The organism is Pseudomonas sp. GM50 (assembly GCF_000282375.1).
Taxonomy (GTDB): Bacteria; Pseudomonadota; Gammaproteobacteria; order Pseudomonadales; family Pseudomonadaceae; genus Aquipseudomonas.
The window spans coordinates 12,997-31,495 of the sequence record NZ_AKJK01000069.1; the positions used below are offsets into that span (position 1 = coordinate 12,997).

The 18,499-nt window shown below is 61.2% G+C and carries 11 protein-coding genes; 1 reads left to right on the forward strand and 10 read right to left on the reverse strand.

What is annotated here, in order from left to right; translation table 11 throughout:
• The first annotated feature begins 1 nt into the window (after position 1).
• The gene (gene glgB / locus PMI30_RS12615) at positions 2-2,233 is read left to right on the forward strand and encodes a 1,4-alpha-glucan branching protein GlgB (protein ID WP_008010713.1); all 2,232 of its coding nucleotides are present in this window, start codon (positions 2-4) and stop codon (positions 2,231-2,233) included.
• A 135-nt stretch (positions 2,234-2,368) separates the two neighbouring features.
• Here glgB and PMI30_RS12610 read toward each other — a convergent pair whose 3' ends face one another.
• The 10 genes from PMI30_RS12610 to PMI30_RS12565 all read right to left on the reverse strand — a co-directional run bounded on the left by PMI30_RS12610 (position 2,369) and on the right by PMI30_RS12565 (position 18,496).
• The gene (locus tag PMI30_RS12610) at positions 2,369-3,436 is read right to left on the reverse strand and encodes an autotransporter domain-containing protein (protein ID WP_008010715.1); all 1,068 of its coding nucleotides are present in this window, start codon (positions 3,434-3,436) and stop codon (positions 2,369-2,371) included.
• A 427-nt stretch (positions 3,437-3,863) separates the two neighbouring features.
• Positions 3,864-4,664, reverse strand: a complete 801-nt coding sequence (locus tag PMI30_RS12605; RefSeq protein WP_008010717.1) for an endonuclease/exonuclease/phosphatase family protein — start codon at positions 4,662-4,664, stop codon at positions 3,864-3,866.
• Positions 4,665-5,018: 354 nt separating this feature from the next.
• Positions 5,019-5,777, reverse strand: coding sequence for a PIG-L deacetylase family protein (locus PMI30_RS12600; RefSeq protein WP_008010719.1), 759 nt, complete (start codon positions 5,775-5,777; stop codon positions 5,019-5,021).
• A gap of 326 nt (positions 5,778-6,103) precedes the next feature.
• Complete coding sequence (glgX, locus tag PMI30_RS12595) at positions 6,104-8,263, reverse strand: glycogen debranching protein GlgX (RefSeq protein WP_007901334.1); 2,160 nt, start codon at positions 8,261-8,263, stop codon at positions 6,104-6,106.
• Positions 8,264-8,401: 138 nt separating this feature from the next.
• Positions 8,402-8,755: a DUF2934 domain-containing protein gene (locus PMI30_RS12590; RefSeq protein ID WP_008010721.1), complete on the reverse strand. Its 354-nt coding sequence runs from the start codon at positions 8,753-8,755 to the stop codon at positions 8,402-8,404.
• A gap of 21 nt (positions 8,756-8,776) precedes the next feature.
• Positions 8,777-11,575, reverse strand: a complete 2,799-nt coding sequence (locus tag PMI30_RS12585) for a malto-oligosyltrehalose synthase (protein WP_008010723.1) — start codon at positions 11,573-11,575, stop codon at positions 8,777-8,779.
• Entirely contained in the window at positions 11,572-13,650 is a 2,079-nt protein-coding gene (gene malQ / locus PMI30_RS12580; RefSeq protein WP_008010724.1) for a 4-alpha-glucanotransferase, read from the reverse strand. Before malQ ends, PMI30_RS12585 begins: the two co-directional genes overlap by 4 nt.
• A complete protein-coding gene (gene treZ, locus PMI30_RS12575) occupies positions 13,647-15,443 on the reverse strand; it encodes a malto-oligosyltrehalose trehalohydrolase (protein ID WP_008010726.1) in 1,797 nt (598 codons plus the stop codon). The genes malQ and treZ overlap by 4 nt, the downstream gene beginning before the upstream one ends.
• A gap of 13 nt (positions 15,444-15,456) precedes the next feature.
• The gene (gene glgA, locus PMI30_RS12570) at positions 15,457-17,043 is read right to left on the reverse strand and encodes a glycogen synthase GlgA (RefSeq protein WP_008010728.1); all 1,587 of its coding nucleotides are present in this window, start codon (positions 17,041-17,043) and stop codon (positions 15,457-15,459) included.
• A 499-nt stretch (positions 17,044-17,542) separates the two neighbouring features.
• Positions 17,543-18,496: a D-2-hydroxyacid dehydrogenase family protein gene (locus tag PMI30_RS12565; RefSeq protein ID WP_008010730.1), complete on the reverse strand. Its 954-nt coding sequence runs from the start codon at positions 18,494-18,496 to the stop codon at positions 17,543-17,545.
• Between the last annotated feature and the right edge of the window lie 3 nt (positions 18,497-18,499).

Sequence of the window (18,499 nt, forward strand, 5' to 3'; positions counted from 1 at the left end):
CATGAGTATCTCGAACAAGGAACAGGGGCACGTGGAACAGGCGCTGCTGCCCAGGGCGCGGGATATCGATGCGTTGGTACGCGCCGAGCACCGAGACCCCTTTGCAATTCTCGGCCCGCACGGCGATGGCGCTGGCGGGCAATTCATTCGAGCCTATCTACCGGACGCCTTGAGCGTGCAGGTGGTGGACAAGGAATCCGGGGAAGAACTCGGCAACCTTGAAACCACCCAAACCCCGGGGCTGTTCGTCGGGCACTTCGAGCGGGCCCGACCCTATCAGTTGCGAACCCGTTGGGCCGGTGGCGAGCAACTCGCCGAGGACCCTTACAGCTTTGGCCCGTTACTCGGCGAGATGGACTTGTACCTGTTCGCCGAGGGCAATCACCGGGATTTGAGCAGTTGCCTCGGCGCGCAGCTGAGGACGGTCGATGGCGTAGAGGGTGTGCGCTTCGCCGTGTGGGCGCCGAACGCCAAAAGGGTCTCGGTGGTCGGCGATTTCAACGTCTGGGACGGGCGCCGGCATCCGATGCGCCTGCGCCATCCTTCCGGCGTCTGGGAGTTGTTCATTCCGCGCCTGCAAGCGGGGGAGGCCTACAAATACGAAATCCTCGGCGCCCACGGCATTCTGCCGCTCAAGGCCGACCCGATGGCCCTCGCCACCGCTCTGCCACCGGACACAGCATCGAAAGTCGCCTCGCCGCTGAAAATCGACTGGCAGGACCACGCCTGGATGCAGTCGCGGGGCGAACGTCAGCGAACCAGCGCACCGTTGTCGATCTACGAATTGCACGCCGGTTCCTGGCAATGCGAGCTGGATGATCTGGGCGAGGTCGCCCGTCAGTACACCTGGCCCGAGTTGGCCGAGCGGCTGATTCCTTATGTGAAGGAGCTGGGTTTCACCCACATTGAATTGATGCCGATCATGGAGCATCCGTTCGGTGGCTCCTGGGGGTATCAACTGCTGTCGCAATTTGCCCCGAGCGCCCGTTATGGCACGCCGGATGAATTCGCTGCTTTCGTCAACGCCTGTCACCAGGCCGAGATCGGTGTGATCCTCGATTGGGTGCCGGCGCATTTCCCCACCGATACCCACGGCCTGGCGCAGTTCGATGGCACCGCGTTGTATGAGTACGGCAACCCGCAGGAAGGTTTTCACCAAGACTGGGACACACTGATCTACAACCTGGGCCGCACCGAGGTGCACGGCTACATGCTGGCGTCGGCGCTGCACTGGCTCAAGCATTTCCACGTCGATGGTCTGCGCGTGGATGCAGTGGCGTCGATGCTGTATCGCGATTACTCGCGCAAGGCCGGCGAATGGGTGCCCAACCGTCACGGCGGTCGGGAGAATCTGGAGGCCATTGATTTCGTCCGCCACCTCAACGATGTGGTGGCCCTGGAAACGCCGGGTGCGCTGGTGATTGCCGAGGAGTCCACGGCATGGCCGGGTGTCAGCCAGGGCACGCAGCAGGGAGGGCTGGGTTTTGCCTATAAGTGGAACATGGGCTGGATGCACGATTCACTGCATTACATTCAGCAGGATCCGGTGTACCGCGCCCATCATCACAATGAGCTGAGTTTCGGCCTGGTGTATGCCTGGTCCGAGCGCTTCATCCTGCCGATTTCTCATGATGAAGTGGTGCATGGCAAGCATTCGCTGATCGACAAGATGCCCGGCGATCGCTGGCAGAAGTTTGCCAACCTGCGGGCTTACTTGAGTTTCATGTGGACGCATCCCGGCAAGAAACTGTTGTTCATGGGCTGCGAGTTCGGCCAGTGGCGCGAGTGGAATCACGATCAGCAACTGGACTGGTATTTACTGCAATACCCGGAACACCAAGGGGTGCGCAAACTGGTCGGTGACCTGAATCGGTTGTATCGCGAAGAGCCGGCGCTGCACGATCAGGACGATGCGCCGCAAGGCTTCCAGTGGTTGATCGGCGATGACGCGGTCAACAGCGTCTACGCCTGGTTGCGCTGGAGCAAGGAGGGCAGGCCGGTATTGGTGGTGGCCAACTTTACCCCGGTGCCGCGTCAGTCCTACCGTGTCGGCGTGCCGTTTGCCGGGCGTTGGGTCGAGTTGATCAACAGCGATGCCGACACTTATGCCGGGTCCAATTACGGCAATGGTGGCGGGGTGTTCACCGACGAAGAACCGAGCCATGGCCAAGCCCTCTCACTGGAGTTGAATTTGCCGCCGTTGGGGGTGTTGATTTTGCGGCCGGAGGGTTGATCCAAAACCGCGTCGCTCCATTCGCGAGCAAGCCCGCTCCCACATTGGATTGTCGTCGTATACAAAACCAATGTGGGAGCGGGCTTGCTCGCGAAGGGGCCAGACCGAGCAAAGCGCTTCCTGAGAGTCATGCACTCACCACCGCATCCGCACACCCAAACTGCCAATCAACCCGTTCAAATCATTGTCATCTACATCGCTACTGTAATCGGCGCTGATATACAGGCTGACCAAGGGCGTCACTCTGGCGACGAGCCCCAGACCCACATCCACCGTCGATGAATTGCGACTGCTGCTGATTTTGTCGACCTGATCCAGGCTTACGGTATTGCCGGTGTACACCGTGTGCCACACGTTGGTCCGCACATACGGTTCGACTGGCAAGCCGTTAATGTCGTAACTGCCTTTCAAGCGTGCACCGACCCGACCGCTCCAGGAGTTCATGTCGCTGGAGGAAGCATTACCGGAGCCGGCATAGGGCGTATCCAGCGTAATGCGTTGATTGATCAACTGCGCCTGGGGTTCGATCACCCAGTTATTACCCAGGCCAATCGGGAAACCACCTTCCACCGACAACGTTACCGCGCTGCCTTCGGTGGCTTGTCGCGCGCCCTGGTCATTGCGACTGTAGCCGTTGACCCGGCCGCCGCTGGCGCTCAAGTCGACGTGCCAGCCTTGCGGGCCGGTCAGGCTCCAGTAGGCGCCGAGACTTTGGCCTTGGAGGTTGAGCGTGTCATGGCCGGGATCGGCAAGGGCGCGACTGGTCAGCAGGCCGTGGTCATTGCCCTGGAGTTGGGTGGTGCCGCCGATCAGTCCGACCCGTTGGGTATGGCCGCCGTTGCTTTGTACGGTCAGCAGCGCCGGGCCTTTGAATTCGCTGGCGCCGGAGATAGAAGAACCCTGGGCCAGATAGTCGGTTTGGGCCTGCCGTGAGGTCTTTCCATAGACGTGGTCCCAGGCCGAAGGCGCGGCGTCTTCAACCGTCAGGCGTGAGCTTTGTAAGTCTGGATTGACGCCTAAGCGGCCGGGATACGTGGCGGAACCGGCGGGCAAGGTAAGGGTTGGCAGTGCCTGGTTGTACCAGAGGGGTGTTTCGTCCTCGGCAGACGAGGCCCGCACCTCCATGGATGAACACAGCAGGAGTGAACCTGTGACCGTGCAAAAAGTGATTTTGATCTCTTGTGAGGTGAATGAAGTTTTCATGGGGGTCTACCTTGCAATCGCATGTGTATCTCGCTGTGGCGTCTCTCCTACCCCGAATGAGGGGCGACCGAATGGATTGAGGCAAGGTCAGACCCGCCCGTTTTTACGGGAGTCTGGAAGCTTGCCCCTGATGGATTTCCGGGGGTAGTAAGCACTAGCTAAGAAGACTGCTGGCGCTGCGTCAAGAAAGTGGCCGATAGGCGGTATGGCTATTTTAGGCGTTGTAAGTGACTGATTATTGGCGCGTATATAAGTTGTTGTTTGTGCGAAAAATCATCTCGAAAGGCACGAGTCAGACGGGTTGAATAGGGGGTATCGGTTGTTTGACGGATGATCCAGTGCAGGATAAACAAACGGCATCGGCGCGCTATTGCTGTCATTTTTTCTGTCAGGGTTGGCAGTCCTTGGCGACTGCTGCTTGACGCTGTTACAGGCGCACCTCCACCGCCAGCGGCAAATGGTCTGACAGATGTGTCCAGGGTTTGTGGCTGAGTATTCGCGGTTCATGACTGCTGGCATTGCGCAAGTAGATCCGGTCCAGGCGCAGCAGGGGAAAACGCGCCGGGTAAGTTTTCGCCGGTCGGCCATGATGACGTTCGAAGGCTTCATGCAGGTAGTCGCGCCGGGCGAGGGCGGCGTTGCCTTGCAACTGCCAGTCGTTGAAGTCGCCGGCAATAATCACCGGGGCCTCATCGGGCAGCGACTCTAGCAACAGGCAGAGCAACTGCAGCTGGAGTTGTCGATGGCTTTCCAACAGGCTCAGGTGCACGCAAATGGCATGCACTTCGGCATGGCCCGGCACATCCAGCACACAGTGCAACAACCCGCGCCGCTCGGGGCCGGTGATCGAGACGTCGAGGTTGCGAAATTCACGGATCGGATATTTCGACAGCAGGGCATTGCCGTGGTGGCCGTCGGGGTAGACCGCGTTGCGGCCGTAAGCGAAATCGCTCCACATGCTGTCGGCCAGGAACTCGTATTGCGAGGTCGGTGGCCAATCGTTGTAGCGGGAAGAATGCCGGTCGTGCTCACCGACCACTTCCTGCAGAAACACCAGGTCCGCCGAGGTACTGCGTACCGCTTCACGCAGTTCCGGGAGGATGAAACGCCGATTGAGGGCGGTGAAGCCTTTGTGGGTGTTGACCGTCAGCACTCTCAGTCGATGAATCGCCTGAGGCGTGTTCGATAGCATTGATTCGACGGCTTGGCGTTCGGCATCGCTGGTCACGTTCACTCCTCCGAATCAAGGCTGATGTATGTATGCGACTGATGCATGGGCGAGCAGTTCAGTTTGAGCAACGCCAATCCAATGTGGGAGCGGGCTACTGTGGCTGGGGGGCTTTTGGTTGAGGGGCTTTGTGGCTGGGGACTTTGGGCTGAGGAGCTTTTGTGGCTGGGGCTTTTGGGTTGAGAGGCTTTTGTGGCGAGGGGGCTTGCCCCCGTTCGGCTGCGAAGCAGTCGCAAAGCTTTTGGGGCCGCTTCGCGACCCAACGGGGGCAAGCCCCCTCGCCACAAAAGCCCCAGCCACAAAAGCCCCCTCAGCCCAAAGCCCCTCAGCCACAAAAGACTTTCCTCGAATAATTCAGACAAACACAATTTCATACGGCAAACGCATGCGCTCCAGAAGTACCCGGGGCACTGACGGGGAGACGCCGATCATCGGCTCACCGTCGAGTTGGCTGGCGTAGGCGTAGGTGGCATGGCTTTTACGCGCGACGGTCCAGGTGTCGAGGCGTACCTTGCGCGCGCGATGCCAGGGGATCAGCCCATGGTCACGTGTCGGCCAGTGCCAGGCCCAAACCGGTATTTCGTTGAGCGTCGCACCGACCAGCGCCGCGGCCCTGGCGCTGGCACGGCCGACGGCGTCGTGGTCGAGGTTGCCGTCTTCGCGCCAGGTGGTGAACACCACATCGCCGGGGCGCAGGTAGCGGACGATGAATTGGGTCAGTTCAGACTCCCGCTCGGCCAGCCCGCTGTCGGTGAAGCCGGCACGAATCCACTTCAGGCTGTGCATCGGCACTCCGAGCCGGCGCAAGGCTTCGACGCTTTCCTGGGGGCGGAATACGCTCAGGCGTTTCTGTGACCACTGTCGCGAACCAAAATGACTGTAGCTACCGTCGGTGATCGAGATCAATTGCAGAGGATGGCCAAGGGCACACAGTTGTTGCAGGAGGCCGCCGCAGGTCACCACTTCATCGCCAGGATGCGGTGCGATCACCACTGCGCGAGCGCCGGCCGGGACCAGGGTTTCGGTATTGATGACAGGGATGTTGTCCAGTTGTTGGGCGCTGTTCCAGATTTGCGCGGGCAGACCACTTTCGCTGATGGAAACCGTTTTCATAGGCGCTACGTCCTTGTTCTGTCTGGCCCTCAGTCGTGCGCAACGCTTGCGAGGGCGCAAGCCTGGCAGACCCGTGAAGGCGGGTAGATAGCAATTGCAGCGCTCCGAACCCTGGATTGCCGCGGGCAGAGTATTGCTCATGGAACGCTATTCGTCGCCCCAGTCTTTGGTCTGATACGATTTTTTTAATCCGGGCTGTGTCGGGTATCGCAAATAATCGCAATGGCTGTAGGAGCGAGGCTTGCCCGCGAAGGCGGTGCGTCAGGTAACGATGATGTCGACTGACACACCGTCTTCGCGGGCAAGCCTCGCTCCTACATGGATGTTCACTCTTCTTCTTCGCGCTGCAACTCGAACAGCAGCAGCGAACGGCCGGTGACCGAATATTGGTGACCGAACTCGAAGCGTTCCTGGCCACGAATCGACGGTTGATTGGTATCGATCATGCAGGTCCAGAAACCGCCGTCAGGCACTTCAGGCAGCAGGAAGTTGACGATGTCATGGTGGGCGTTGACCACCAGCAGCAGGGTCGCGTCGGCGCCCTTGCGGCGAATGCCGGTTTCCTGGGCGCGGCCATCGAGCAGCATGCCCAGGCAACGACCGTGGCTTTCCTCCCATTGTTCGGTAGACATTTCGCTGCCGTCCGGGGCCAGCCATGTCACATCTTTGACGCCGATGTCTTCGTTGTAATTGCCCACCAGGAAGCGCCCGCGACGCAGAATCGGATAGGCCAGGCGCAATTTGATCAGGCGTTTGACGAACTTGAGCAGGGCCTTGCCGTCATCGCTCAGGTCCCAATTGACCCAACCGATCTCGCTGTCCTGGCAATAAGCGTTGTTATTACCTTCCTGGGTGCGGGCGAACTCATCGCCGGCCACCAGCATCGGCGTGCCCTGGGACAGCAGCAACGTGGCGAAGAAGTTGCGCATTTGCCGTTGGCGCAGCTCATTGATCTCGGGATCGTCGGTAGGGCCTTCGACACCGTGGTTCCAGGACAGATTGTTGTTGCTGCCATCCTGATTGTTTTCGTCGTTGGCTTCGTTGTGTTTGTCGTTGTACGACACCAGGTCGTTGAGGGTGAAGCCGTCATGGGCGGTAATGAAGTTCAGCGAGGCATACGGCCGACGTCCGCGCTGGTTGAACATCTCACCGGAGGCGGTCATGCGGTTGGCGAAGTCGGCGAGCTGACCGTCGTCGCCTTTCCAGAACGCGCGCACGGTGTCGCGGAATCTGTCGTTCCATTCGACCCAACCCGGCGGGAATTTCCCCACCTGATAACCGCCGGGGCCACAGTCCCAGGATTCGGAAATCAGCTTCACCTGGCGCAACACCGGGTCCTGACGGCAGGCCACGAGAAAGCTGTGGCGTTCGTCGAAACCGTCATGGTAACGGCCAAGAATGGTCGCCAGGTCAAAACGGAAACCGTCGACGTGCATTTCCGTGGCCCAGTAACGCAACGAGTCGGTGACCATTTGCAGCACGCACGGGTGGCTCAGGTCCAGGGTATTGCCGGTCCCGGAATCGTTGATGTAGTAGCGCTTGTCGTCGGGCATCAAGCGATAGTAGGAGGCGTTGTCGATGCCGCGCATCGACAGGGTCGGGCCTTGTTCGTTGCCCTCGGCGGTGTGGTTGTAGACCACATCGAGGATGACTTCCAGATTGGCCTCGTGCAGGTGCGCGACCATCTCCTTGAACTCGGCGATTTTGCCGCTGGCGAGGTAGCGCGGGTCCGGGGCAAAGAACGCAATGCTGTTGTACCCCCAGTAATTGGTCATGCCTTTGTGCAGCAGATGCTGGTCATTGACGAAGGCATGAATCGGCAGCAATTCCACGGTCGACACGCCGAGCTTGCGGATGTGTTCCAGCACGTCATCGACCATCAACCCGGCGAAGGTGCCGCGCAGGTTCTCGGGGACAGAGGGGTGGCGCATGCTGAAACCGCGTACGTGAGTCTCATAAATGATTGTCTTGTCCCACGGCACGCTGACCCGATGGTCGTGGCCCCAGGTGTGGGCCGGGTCGATCACTTTGCATTTGGGTACGAAGGGGGCGCTGTCCCGTTCATCAAAACTGAGGTCGGCGTCAGGATGGCCGATGGTGAAACCGAACAACGCTTCGGACCATTTCAATTGGCCGACCAGCTGTTTGGCGTAGGGGTCGATCAGCAGCTTGTTGGGGTTGAAGCGATGACCGTTGGCCGGGTCGTACGGCCCATACACGCGATAACCGTAGATCAACCCCGGATGGGCGTCGGGCAAGTAGCCGTGGTAGATCTCGTCGGTGTATTCCGGCAACTCGATACGTTCGATCTCCACCTCGCCGGCGTCGTCGAAGATGCACAGTTCGACCTTGGTTGCGTTAGCCGAAAACAGCGCGAAATTGACCCCCAGGCCATCCCAGGTTGCACCTAGCGGGAAGGGCAAGCCTTCACGTATCCGCGAGGCCTCGGCATGAGGCTCGGGCGCGGTTTTCTTTGGACTGGTCATAAATGCTCCTGCATTGGGGGGCTGCTCTGGGCCGCAATGAGTCGGGCCGTGGTTTGCGAGCTGCGGTGTTGCGCGGGCGAGCGCGCCCTCGATGGCGAGGGGCACGCCGCGAAATCAAGCGGGGCACGGCGGCAAACGTCAGGCCGTGGGTGGTTTACGCGCAGCGCGAGGCTTTTTCTCGGCGGTTTTCTTCTCGCCCGGCGGGATCACCGCCGAAGCCGCGGCGGGTTTGGCTTTGGGCTTGGCTTTGGCCTTGAGTGTCGGTTCGATGCCCTTGGCATTGACCAGCTTACCGTCCGGCTTGCCGGCAGCGGACTTGGTGCCGGTGGTTTTGCTGCCGCTTGCTTTCGCGGATTTGCCGGGGGCCAGGCGTTCGGCTTCGACCAGTTTGCAGGCCATCTCCCAATGGCGTTTTTCCTGGCCCACGGGTTTGCCCTCGGACTCCCAGATTTGATAGGCAAATTCGCGGATGCGTTTATCGTCGGTACTCATCGCAATGCTCCTGAACTGAACTCAAGCTTGGGTCGTTTGGATAATGAGATTGACCGGGAAATCCCCCAGCGCGGCGCTGACCATCAGCTCCCTGTGTTTTGTGACTGCGACGCCTGTAAAAAGTCCCTTCAGATTTTCTTCAGGCGCGGCGAACGTCAATTTGATTCGGGTATCGCCCCACAGCGGCGCGTCAACCTGTGGTTTGGCACTGTTTTCCAGCAGTTCGGCACAGCGTATCGGTACGATCACGATAGCCCGTTTTCCCTGCCATTCACGAGCAAACGCCAGTACCCGGTGAGCCTGGCTACCGAGGACTTCAAGGGCTTGATAAGTCCCTTTTTGAAACAGCCCGGCATGCTCGGCACGCCGGTGTAACGCCTCGGCGATCAAGGTTTGCTTGATGCGCCCGTCACGCCAGTTCGCCAACAGATCGGGCAGGTCCAACTGTACGTGCATGGCCTGCTGACGACTGACGTAATCCACCGGCCGGCGGTTGTCCGGATCGACCAGCGTGAAGTCCCAGAACTCGTTGCCCTGATAGAGGTCCGGTACCCCCGGCACGGTCATTCGCAGCAAGGTTTGCGCCAAGCCATTCAATGCGCCCGGTACGGCGATGCTCTGCGCCGCCGCCCCGATGGCCATGCGCAGTGGCTGGCCTTCGGGGCTGAGCAGCAGGCGTTCGAGAAACCCATGGGTCGCCTGTTCATAGCCCTCGTTTGGCGCGCTCCAGCTGCTTTGCAACTTGGCTTCGCGCAGGGCTTTCTGTTGCCACTGCCAGAGGCGTTTGGCGTAGTCCTCGAGCGCGGGCTGATCATCGCTGCGCAGTTCCAGCGGCCAACTGCCGAGGATCGCTTGATAGAGAATCAGCTCGTCGCCCGCCGAGGGCGCGCCGGGTTCAGCGCGCAATTCGTCGGCCAGGGTTCGCCAGTGTTCGACCTGTTCGGCATACCAGACGCTGCGCTCGCTCAACACTGCGAGCCGCGCGCGGGTGTCTTCGCCGCGTTTGTGGTCATGGGTCGCGGTGGCCAGCAGGTTGTCGGGGTATTCGGCGAGGCGATTGGCGCAGGCGGCATGGAAGTCAGCCACTGGCGCACTGAACTGCTCGGTGTTGTAGCCGACATCGTTGCGCGACAACAGCACGGCCGAGCGATAAAGCGCGGTGTCTTCCACCGCCTTGGCCGCCGCCGGTGAGGTCAGTTGCTGAAAGCGCACGCAGGCATGCTTGAGCAGCTTGCGTGGGCGGCCCACCGGGTGCTTGCGCCAGGGTTGGCCACCGAGCCAGCCGGCCAGGCAATCGAGCACGGGCCAGTCGGCCTCGCCGAGGGTTTGCTTTGCACCGTCCATGGCCTGCTGGAAAAACCCCTCGTCCTGGGCGCAGTTTCGGCCCAGCGGGCTGATGTAAGTGCGATACACCGGGAAGTGCACGATCAGTTCCTGCAAGGCCCGACGGATCGCGCCGAGGGTCAGGTCCCGGGTCATCACGTCGTCCCGGGCCACTTGCAACAGGGCATGGGCGACACTTTCGAAATCCCCGGCCAGAGAGCCGTTGAGAATCTGCTGGCGCGCCAGTTGCGCTTCCTGACGAAAATCGGCGGGGCGTTCGCTGTGCCGGCTCCAGAGTTCACCCAAGGTCTGGGCGCCTTCGGGGTCGTGTTGCAGCAACGACAACTGGTTCATGAATTCGTAACCGGTGCTGCCATCGACAGACCAGTCGCGGTGCAAGGTTTCACCTTCGCCGAGGATCTTCTCGACGTAGATCGGCAGGTGCCGATCCGGTGCCAGGCGATCGACTCTGCGCCGCAGTTTGCGGCAGTAACCACGCGGGTCGGCGAGGCCATCGATGTGATCGATGCGCAGCCCGTCGACAAGCCCCTCGGCCACCAGCTCGAAGATTTTGGCATGGGTCGCCTCGAACACCGCCGGGCGTTCGACGCGCAGGCCACCCAGTTCATTGATATCGAAAAAGCGCCGCCAGTTGATGTCGTCTGCCGCGGTGCGCCAACTGGCCAGGCGATAACTCTGGCGCTCCAGCAGGTTATGCAGGCGCTGGAAACCCTCGGGGGGGATCGAGTCGTAGGTTCCAATCGTGTGCTGGATGGCCTGAAGAATGGCCGGATCGCTGGCCAGTTCAGCCAGTTCCGTTTTCAGTGGCATCGCCAGGCTGTGCGCGTCAGTCTGGTAGCTCAAGGTACTGAAGCGGTCTGCCAGGGATTTGAGCTGCTCGGCCTGCTCGGCATCCAGTTGATCATCAGCCTTGAGCAGTTCGCCGTAGTTCGTCGGGCAAATCGGGAAGTGGTGCTCATAGTGCTCGACATAAAAGGCGCCGCGCCGGGCATCAAAACGCAAGGGCAGGGTGCCGTCCTGCAAGGCGATGCCGTAATCGCTGCCCAAAAAAGGTAGCAGCAATTGGCCTTCCATCAACGGGTCGGGAGAGTGCCATTGAATGTCGAAGAACTCGCCGTAAGGGCTCAGTCGCCCCCATTCGAGCAAGTCGAGCCACCAGGGGTTATCGCCACCGCCAACGGCCATGTGGTTGGAGACGATGTCGAGGATCAGCCCCATGTTCTGTTCGCGCAAGGCACCGACCAAACGGCGCAATGCAGCTTCGCCGCCCAGTTCAGGGTTGACGGTGGTCGGGTCCACCACGTCGTAGCCATGCATGGAGCCTGCGCGGGCGGCGAGCAGCGGCGAGGCATAGACATGGCTGATGCCCAGGCTGGCGAAATACGGCACCAGCGGCACCGCCTGATCCAGGGTGAAACCCTTATGAAATTGCAGCCGCAGGGTCGCCCGTAGCGGCTGGGTGAGCGATTGATTCATTGGTCACGCTCGGCCGCCTGAAGCCGCGCGCAGGCGAGCAGTTCCAGGCGCCGGGCGGCGTCTGGATCATCGAGCAGGGCTTCGCTGTCGCCGGGCAGCCTGCGGGACCAGTTGGGATGGGTGTCGGTGGTGCCGGGCAGGTTGGCCTGCTGTTCGATACCCAAGGCATCTTCCATTGGCAGCAATACCAGCGGTGCGCGGGTATGACCGAGGAAGCGGATCGCGGCGTCGAGCACCTGATCGGTTTCGTGGGACTCTTCGCGGAAGTTCTGCGGGTCTTGGCTCAGCACCCGACGCAAACCTTCGCGCTCGCGCTCACGGTGTTGGCGCCATTCGATTTCACCCGGGGCGTCGACCAGATTCAAGCGTGCGCTCCAGTCGATATCGCGGCCATGCCACCAGCCATTGAGTGTCGGCAGGTCATGGGTACTGGTGGTTGCCAGGGCGTTGTCCGGCCATTCGAGAATCGACTTGAAGTGAGTGTTGTCCTGTTCGAACAGCAGCACGCGCATGCCGAGAATCGAGCGCGCAATGAGTTTCTCGCGCAAACCCTCGGGCACGGTGCCGAGGTCTTCGCCGAGAACGATGGCCTGATGTCGATGGGATTCGAGGGTCAGCAAACGCAGCAGGTCATCCACCGGGTAATAGAGGTAGGCACCGTCGCTGGGCGGCGCGTCCTTGGGGATCACCCACAGTCGTTGCAGGCCCATGACGTGATCGATGCGAAGGCCTCCGGCATGGGCGAAGTTGGCCCGCAGCATTTCGATGAACGCGCGAAAGCCGTTGCGCACCAGACCTTCGGGGGAAAACGCAGAGATGCCCCAGCCCTGGCCGGAACGATTGAGGATGTCCGGTGGCGCACCCACAGTCAGTGAGGCGAGCAATTCGTCCTGGCGACTCCAGGCCTGGCTGCCGCCGCCGTCGGCGCCCACCGCCAGGTCGGCGATCAGGCCGATGCCCATGCCCGCACCGCGGGCGGCGGTCTGGGCGCGTTCCAGGCTGCGCGCAATCAGCCATTGGCAGAACGCGTAGTAGCCGATGCGGGTCGAGTTTTCTTCGGCAAAATGCGCCAGAGCGGTGCTGCGCGGGTCACGCCATTGTTCGGGCCACTCACGCCAGTCGAGGCTTTCACCGCGCCGCGCACGGGCTTCCTGGATGGCTTCGAAGCGGCAATGATTTTCCAGCGCTTCGCCACCGGCATGGCGGAAGCTGCTGAAATCGGGGTGCAAAGGGTGTTCGCCGTGGGTGAATCCTTCGTACAAGGCTTCGAGCAAACGATGCTTGGCTTCGGCGGCGGTGGGCCAGTCGATCAGCGGCAGTGCTTCAAGATGCTTAAGCTCAGCGGCAAGGCCGGTGGCGTCGATCGCGGCGCGCAGGGCACGCTCACCGAGAATCGCACCGGGCGCCGCGTACAGGCTATTGAGGAACAAACGGCTGGACGGCGAGTAAGGGCTGTACCGCTGGGTGTCACCGCTGAACATCGCGTGCAGCGGGCTGATTGCCAACGCTTCGGCGCCTCGTTCGCCGGCCACTCGGGCCAGATCTTCGAGGGCCTGGGTATCGCCGAAACCGCCGTCACCGGGACGACGCAGCGAATACAACTGCACGCTCAGGCCCCAGGCGCGCGGGTTTTGACTGTCAACCGCGTCGCCGACGCTGTAGCAGCGCTGGGGTGCCACCGCCAGGGTGAAGGACTGATCGTCGATGCTGACGTGCTGATAACCCACCGGCACCAGACCGGGCAACACGGCGTTGTCATCGAGCTTCAAGTTAATCCGTGAGCCGTCTTCGAGATGGATCTCACACGGGGTTTGCGGTTCGAAATAGTGGGCCAGATCAAGGCCGACACCCACGTCGCAGGTCAGCAGCGGTGGCAGGTGCCGGGTTTGTTGCACCTCTTGCAGTTGCAGCAGGCTGGCGTCGATCTCCTGGGCGGTACTGGCCGGATGGCCAAGTCCGCTGAGTACCGAGCGCAACACCGCCGGGGTGACTTTCTGTGGACGCCCATTGGCGTCGATCCAGTCGACGGCCAGGCCGGCTCGGCTGGCCAGTATTTCCAGTTGCGCATTGCTCATGGGCGCTCTCCATCCGGGGGTAGCAAAGGGGCTGCGGCCGTGAGGCTGACTAGCGCGCAATACGGGGCAAGCATGCCCTGATTCAACAGACCGGCCGATTGTGGCGGGTGTTCGAACAGCAACGTCGCGTCGGTCTGTGGGGAGTGGACCACGGGCGCATCGCTGAGGTTCAGGTCAATGCGCAACTGACTGCCATTGCCCAGCCGCCAGCGCGCCGTCACCGCGCCCTTGGCCAGTACCTGCGCACCCAGCGCCTGGGCGCCGGGCAGGTGCGCGATGATGTGTCGGTGGCGGATCTGCAGCAGTTGGCGATACAGCTGGTAGATCGGCGATTGGCGGCTGGCGGTCAGTTTCGGCCGTGAAGCCTCGAAGGTCTGCGTCGCGTTCGGGTCGGGAATCTGCTCGCGCTTGTGCGGGTCGGCAAAGGCGCTGAACGCCGCGAACTCATTGCGTCGTCCCTCGCGCACCAACTCTGCCAATTCACCATGGTGGCTGGTGAAGAATAGAAACGGTTGCTCGGCGGCGAATTCGTCGCCCATGAACATCAGCGGGATCATTGGCGACAACAGCAGCAACGCCGTGGCGGCGTAAAGGGCATCAGGATGGGCCAGCTGATGCAGGCGCTCGCCAAAGGCGCGATTGCCGATCTGGTCGTGGTTCTGCAGAAAAAGCACGAAGGCCGTGGGCGGCAAGTGACCGCTCGGTTCACCTCGAGGCGTACCGTGGCGAGTGATGTGGCCCTGAAACACAAAGCCTTGGCTCAGGCAGCGGGCGAGCTGTTCGGTGGGCTGCTCGGCATAATCGGCGTAATAGGCATCGGTTTCACCCGTGAGCAGAACGTGCAGGGCGTTATGGCCGTCATCGTTCCACTGCGCATCGAAACCTTGCTCCAGCAGGCTGGCCTGGTTGTGTTCGTTTTCCGCCATGAGCCACACGTGCCGCGCCGGATCGGTTTGCCGCCGCACCCGTTGCACCAGCTCTTGAAGAAAGTCCGGGTCTTCGATGGCGTGCACCGCGTCCAGACGCAGGCCGTCGAAGCGGTACTCCAGCAACCACATCAGCGCGTTGTCGATAAAGAAGTCGCGCACTTCGCGCCGCCGGAAGTCGATGGCCGCGCCCCACGGGGTGTGTTTGTCTTCGCGGAAAAAGCCTTCTGCGTAGCGATGCAGGTAATTGCCGTCCGGGCCGAAGTGGTTGTAGACCACGTCGAGAATCACCGCCAGGCCATGGCCGTGGGCTGTGTCGATCAGGTGTTTGAGTTGTTCGGGCGAGCCGTAGGAGGCTTGAGGCGCGTAAAGTAAAACCCCGTCATAGCCCCAGTTACGTTCGCCGGGGAACTGCGCCAGCGGCATCAGTTCGATGGCGGTAATGCCCAGTTCGACCAGGTGTTCCAGATGCTGCTCGACCTCGCTGAAACCGCCGAGTGCACCGACGTGCAGTTCGTAGATCACCGCCTCATTCCACGGTCGACCCTGCCAGGCGCTGTGTTGCCACCGATAGGCGAGGGGATCGACCACCACGCTGTGGCTGTCGATATCGCCCGCCTGGGCGCGGGAGGCCGGGTCCGGCACCGTAAGCTCGCCATCGATGTTGTAGCGGTAGCGGGTACCCGCGGGGCAGCGGGTCTTGATCACAAACCAGCCATCGGCCTGAGGCAGCAGTGGCAGGGATTGTCCATCTTCCAGTTCGAGACTGACAAAAAACGCATCTGGCGCCCACAAGGCAAAACGCGTGTGTTCGGCGTCCAGCATGATTGCGCCGTGGGGCCAGGTCTCAAGGGTCCGTAACGGCATCGTTGAAAGCCTCTTACTGTTTGCCCGATTTTCCCAGCGCTTTAGCCACCAGTTGTTCGTAGAGTTCGGCGTAGGGTTCGACTGCCTTGCACCAGTTGAAGGGCGCCGCCATGGCTCGGCAACGCATGGCGTTGAGCAGGCCGGGGAAGGCGAACACCTTGAACGCGCGGCCCAGGGCTTCGCGATAACTCTCCACGGTGGATTCGTTGAAGAGGAAACCGGTCACGCCGTTTTCGATGGTGTCGGCCAGGCCGCCGGTATTGCGGGCCACCGGCAATGAACCGAAGCGCTGGGCGTACATCTGGCTCAGGCCGCAGGGTTCGTAACGCGAAGGCATCAGCAGGAAATCACTGCCGGCGAACATCCGGCGGGCGTCGGTTTCATTGAAGCCGATGTGCACGCCGACTTGCCCGGGGAAGCGCAACGCCAGTTCTCGCATGGCCTGTTCTTCTTCCGGCTCGCCACGGCCGATGATCGCGATCTGCCCGCCGTTGGCGACAATGTATTCGGCGACGGCTTCGGTGAGGTCCAGGCCTTTCTGGTAGACCAGCCGCGAGACCACGGCAAACAGCGGACCCTCGGAGTCGTCGAGGTCGAACAGCCGGCGAACGTGCGCGGCGTTGACCGCTTTGCCGTCCCAGTCGCCGATGCCGAACGGGTGGAACAGGTGCGGATCGGTCGCTGCGTCCCAGCTCTCATCGATGCCATTGGGAATCCCGCTGAGTAGGCCTTGCTGGGTCTTGGCGGCGAGAAAACCGTCGAGACCGCAGCCGAAGGCCGGCGTGGTGATTTCCTGCGCATAGGTCGCGCTGACGGTGGTGATGTGGCTCGAGTAGGCCATGCCGGCCTTGAGAAACGACATCTTGCCGTAAAACTCCATGCCTTCCTGTTGCAAGGCATGCAGGGGAATACCGAGTTCCGGGCACGAACCGAGGCTGGTGACGCCCTGGTAGGCCAGGTTGTGGATGGTGAACAGGGTCGGGGTGCGTTGGCCACGCCAGTGCATATAGGCAGGTGCCAGGCCAGCGGGCCAGTCGTGGGCGTGCACCAGGTCCGGGCACCAGTGAATTTGGGCGAGGTTGGCGGCGATATCAGCTGCCGCGAGGCCCAGTCGGGCGAAACGAATGTGGTTGTCCGGCCAGTCGCGGCCGTTGTTGGCGCCGTAAGGCGAACCTTCGCGCTCGTACAATTCAGGGCAGATCAACACGTAAATGACCAGGCCGTCGGGCATGTCCATGCGCCCGATCTTGCAGGGCGGCAACGCTGCGTGCCCGCCCAGTTCACCGATGATATGAATCGGGTTTTCGCTGTTCATCACTTGCGGATAACCGGGGATCAGCACACGGACATCGTGCAGATGCGCCATCGCCCGTGGCAGTGCGGCGGAAACGTCGCCAAGACCTCCGGTCTTTACCAGGTCGGCAATCTCCGAGGTGACGAACAGGACTTTCTTCTTGTTGGGATTCTGACTGACTACCGGTGCCAGTGTTTTGGGGACCGGCGCGTTGACCGATTTGGCACTGAGGACACCGACGGTGCTCGTTTCCCCGACCTGCTGATGAGCACGTTCTCCCTGGATATCTAAAGCCGCACTGATCATATGAATCTCCCGTGTTGTTGATCTAATTCTAGGTCTGGCACAAACGGTGTTCGTGGCCAAATCCTGTGGCCGGGCGCAAACGCGCTACGCATCGGTGAGCAAGTGCTGCCCATGCGCTGAAGCAGAATGGGTGAAGTGGCTGTTGCAAGGAATGCACCAGTCGCTGTGGCCCTACTCTTAACCTGACTCGCGGCCAGCACCAAAAGTTTCGATTATTTTCACCGAATGACCGACCGGTTTTACCCCGCGAAAATCAGTCTAGGCCAGAACTTAGAGCGGGGGCGGTTAACTGCGAAATTGTTCGACAATCGGTTGGAGAGGGAACAAAACATGCGGGCTTTTTGGGGGAGCGCACCGACGAAGGGCAGGTTGGTTTTTGGAGGTGGGTCAAATCGGGACCGAGAGGTCACGATAATCGGGCGTGATGGGATGTGGGTTGCACCATTGCGGTGCATAGGGTTTAGGGGAGGTGTAGTGGTTTGAGGGCCTCTTCGCGGTCTTAGCTCAGAATCCGGATCGGCGCTCCCGCCGCCCAAGCCTGAATATCTTCAATCATCTGCGAAAAGAACAGTTGGTAATTCTGTCGGCTGACATACCCGACATGAGGCGTGGCCAGCACATTGTCCAGCGTTCTGAAAGGATGATGGCGGGGCAACGGCTCGTGCTCGAACACGTCCAGCGCCGCGCCCGCCAGGCGTTGTTTCTGCAGCGCCTTGATCAGCGCCGACTCATCGACAATCGGCCCGCGGGCGGTGTTGATCAGCCATGCCGTGGGTTTCATCCAGTCCAGTGCTTGAGCGTCCACCAGCCCTCGGCTGCGCTCGCTGAGCACCAGATGGACCGATAGCACATCGGCCTGCTCGAACAGTTCCTGCTTGCTGACATAGGTGACGTCGACTTCGGCAGCCTGTTCGGTTGTCAGGTTTTCGCTCCAGGCAATCACCCGCATGCCGAACACCTGACCGAACCGGGCTACCCGTTGACCGATGCTGCCCAGGCCGAGGATCGCCAAGGTCTTGCCCTGCAGGTCGCCGCCCAACCCTTGTTGCCACTGACCGGCGCGCAAGGCGTTGGCTTCGGCCACCAGGTTGCGGGTTGCGGCCATGATCAGCGCCCAGGTCAGTTCGGGAGCGGCATGTTTGTAGCTGTCGGTGCCGCAGACCTGAATGCCCAGCGCGGCGGCGGCTTTCAGGTCCAGGGCGGCGTTGCGCATGCCGCCGGTGACCAACAGCTTGAGTGTGGGCAAGCGGCGCAGCAGGTCTTCGTCGAACCGGGTGCGCTCACGCATCACGCAGATCACCTCGAATGCGCCGAGCCGTTCGGCCAGGGTTTCGTTGTCGGCCGGGTAGTCATGGATAAAACTCACCTGACCGATGCTGTCCAGCACCGACCAGTCCACCACTTCGCGAGCCACGTCCTGCCAGTCATCGATCACCGCAATCTGCACCGCCATCAG

Excerpts from the sequence above, each read along its gene's own strand:
- glgB (WP_008010713.1), top strand. The coding sequence starts at position 2 with ATGAGTATCTCGAACAAGGAACAGGGGCACGTGGAACAGGCGCTGCTG.
- PMI30_RS12610 (WP_008010715.1), bottom strand. The coding sequence starts at position 3,436 with ATGAAAACTTCATTCACCTCACAAGAGATCAAAATCACTTTTTGCACG.
- PMI30_RS12600 (WP_008010719.1), bottom strand. The coding sequence starts at position 5,777 with ATGAAAACGGTTTCCATCAGCGAAAGTGGTCTGCCCGCGCAAATCTGG.
- glgX (WP_007901334.1), bottom strand. The coding sequence starts at position 8,263 with ATGACCAGTCCAAAGAAAACCGCGCCCGAGCCTCATGCCGAGGCCTCG.
- PMI30_RS12590 (WP_008010721.1), bottom strand. The coding sequence starts at position 8,755 with ATGAGTACCGACGATAAACGCATCCGCGAATTTGCCTATCAAATCTGG.
- PMI30_RS12585 (WP_008010723.1), bottom strand. The coding sequence starts at position 11,575 with ATGAATCAATCGCTCACCCAGCCGCTACGGGCGACCCTGCGGCTGCAA.
- malQ (WP_008010724.1), bottom strand. The coding sequence starts at position 13,650 with ATGAGCAATGCGCAACTGGAAATACTGGCCAGCCGAGCCGGCCTGGCC.
- treZ (WP_008010726.1), bottom strand. The coding sequence starts at position 15,443 with ATGCCGTTACGGACCCTTGAGACCTGGCCCCACGGCGCAATCATGCTG.
- glgA (WP_008010728.1), bottom strand. The coding sequence starts at position 17,043 with ATGATCAGTGCGGCTTTAGATATCCAGGGAGAACGTGCTCATCAGCAG.
- PMI30_RS12565 (WP_008010730.1), bottom strand. The coding sequence starts at position 18,496 with ATGGCGGTGCAGATTGCGGTGATCGATGACTGGCAGGACGTGGCTCGC.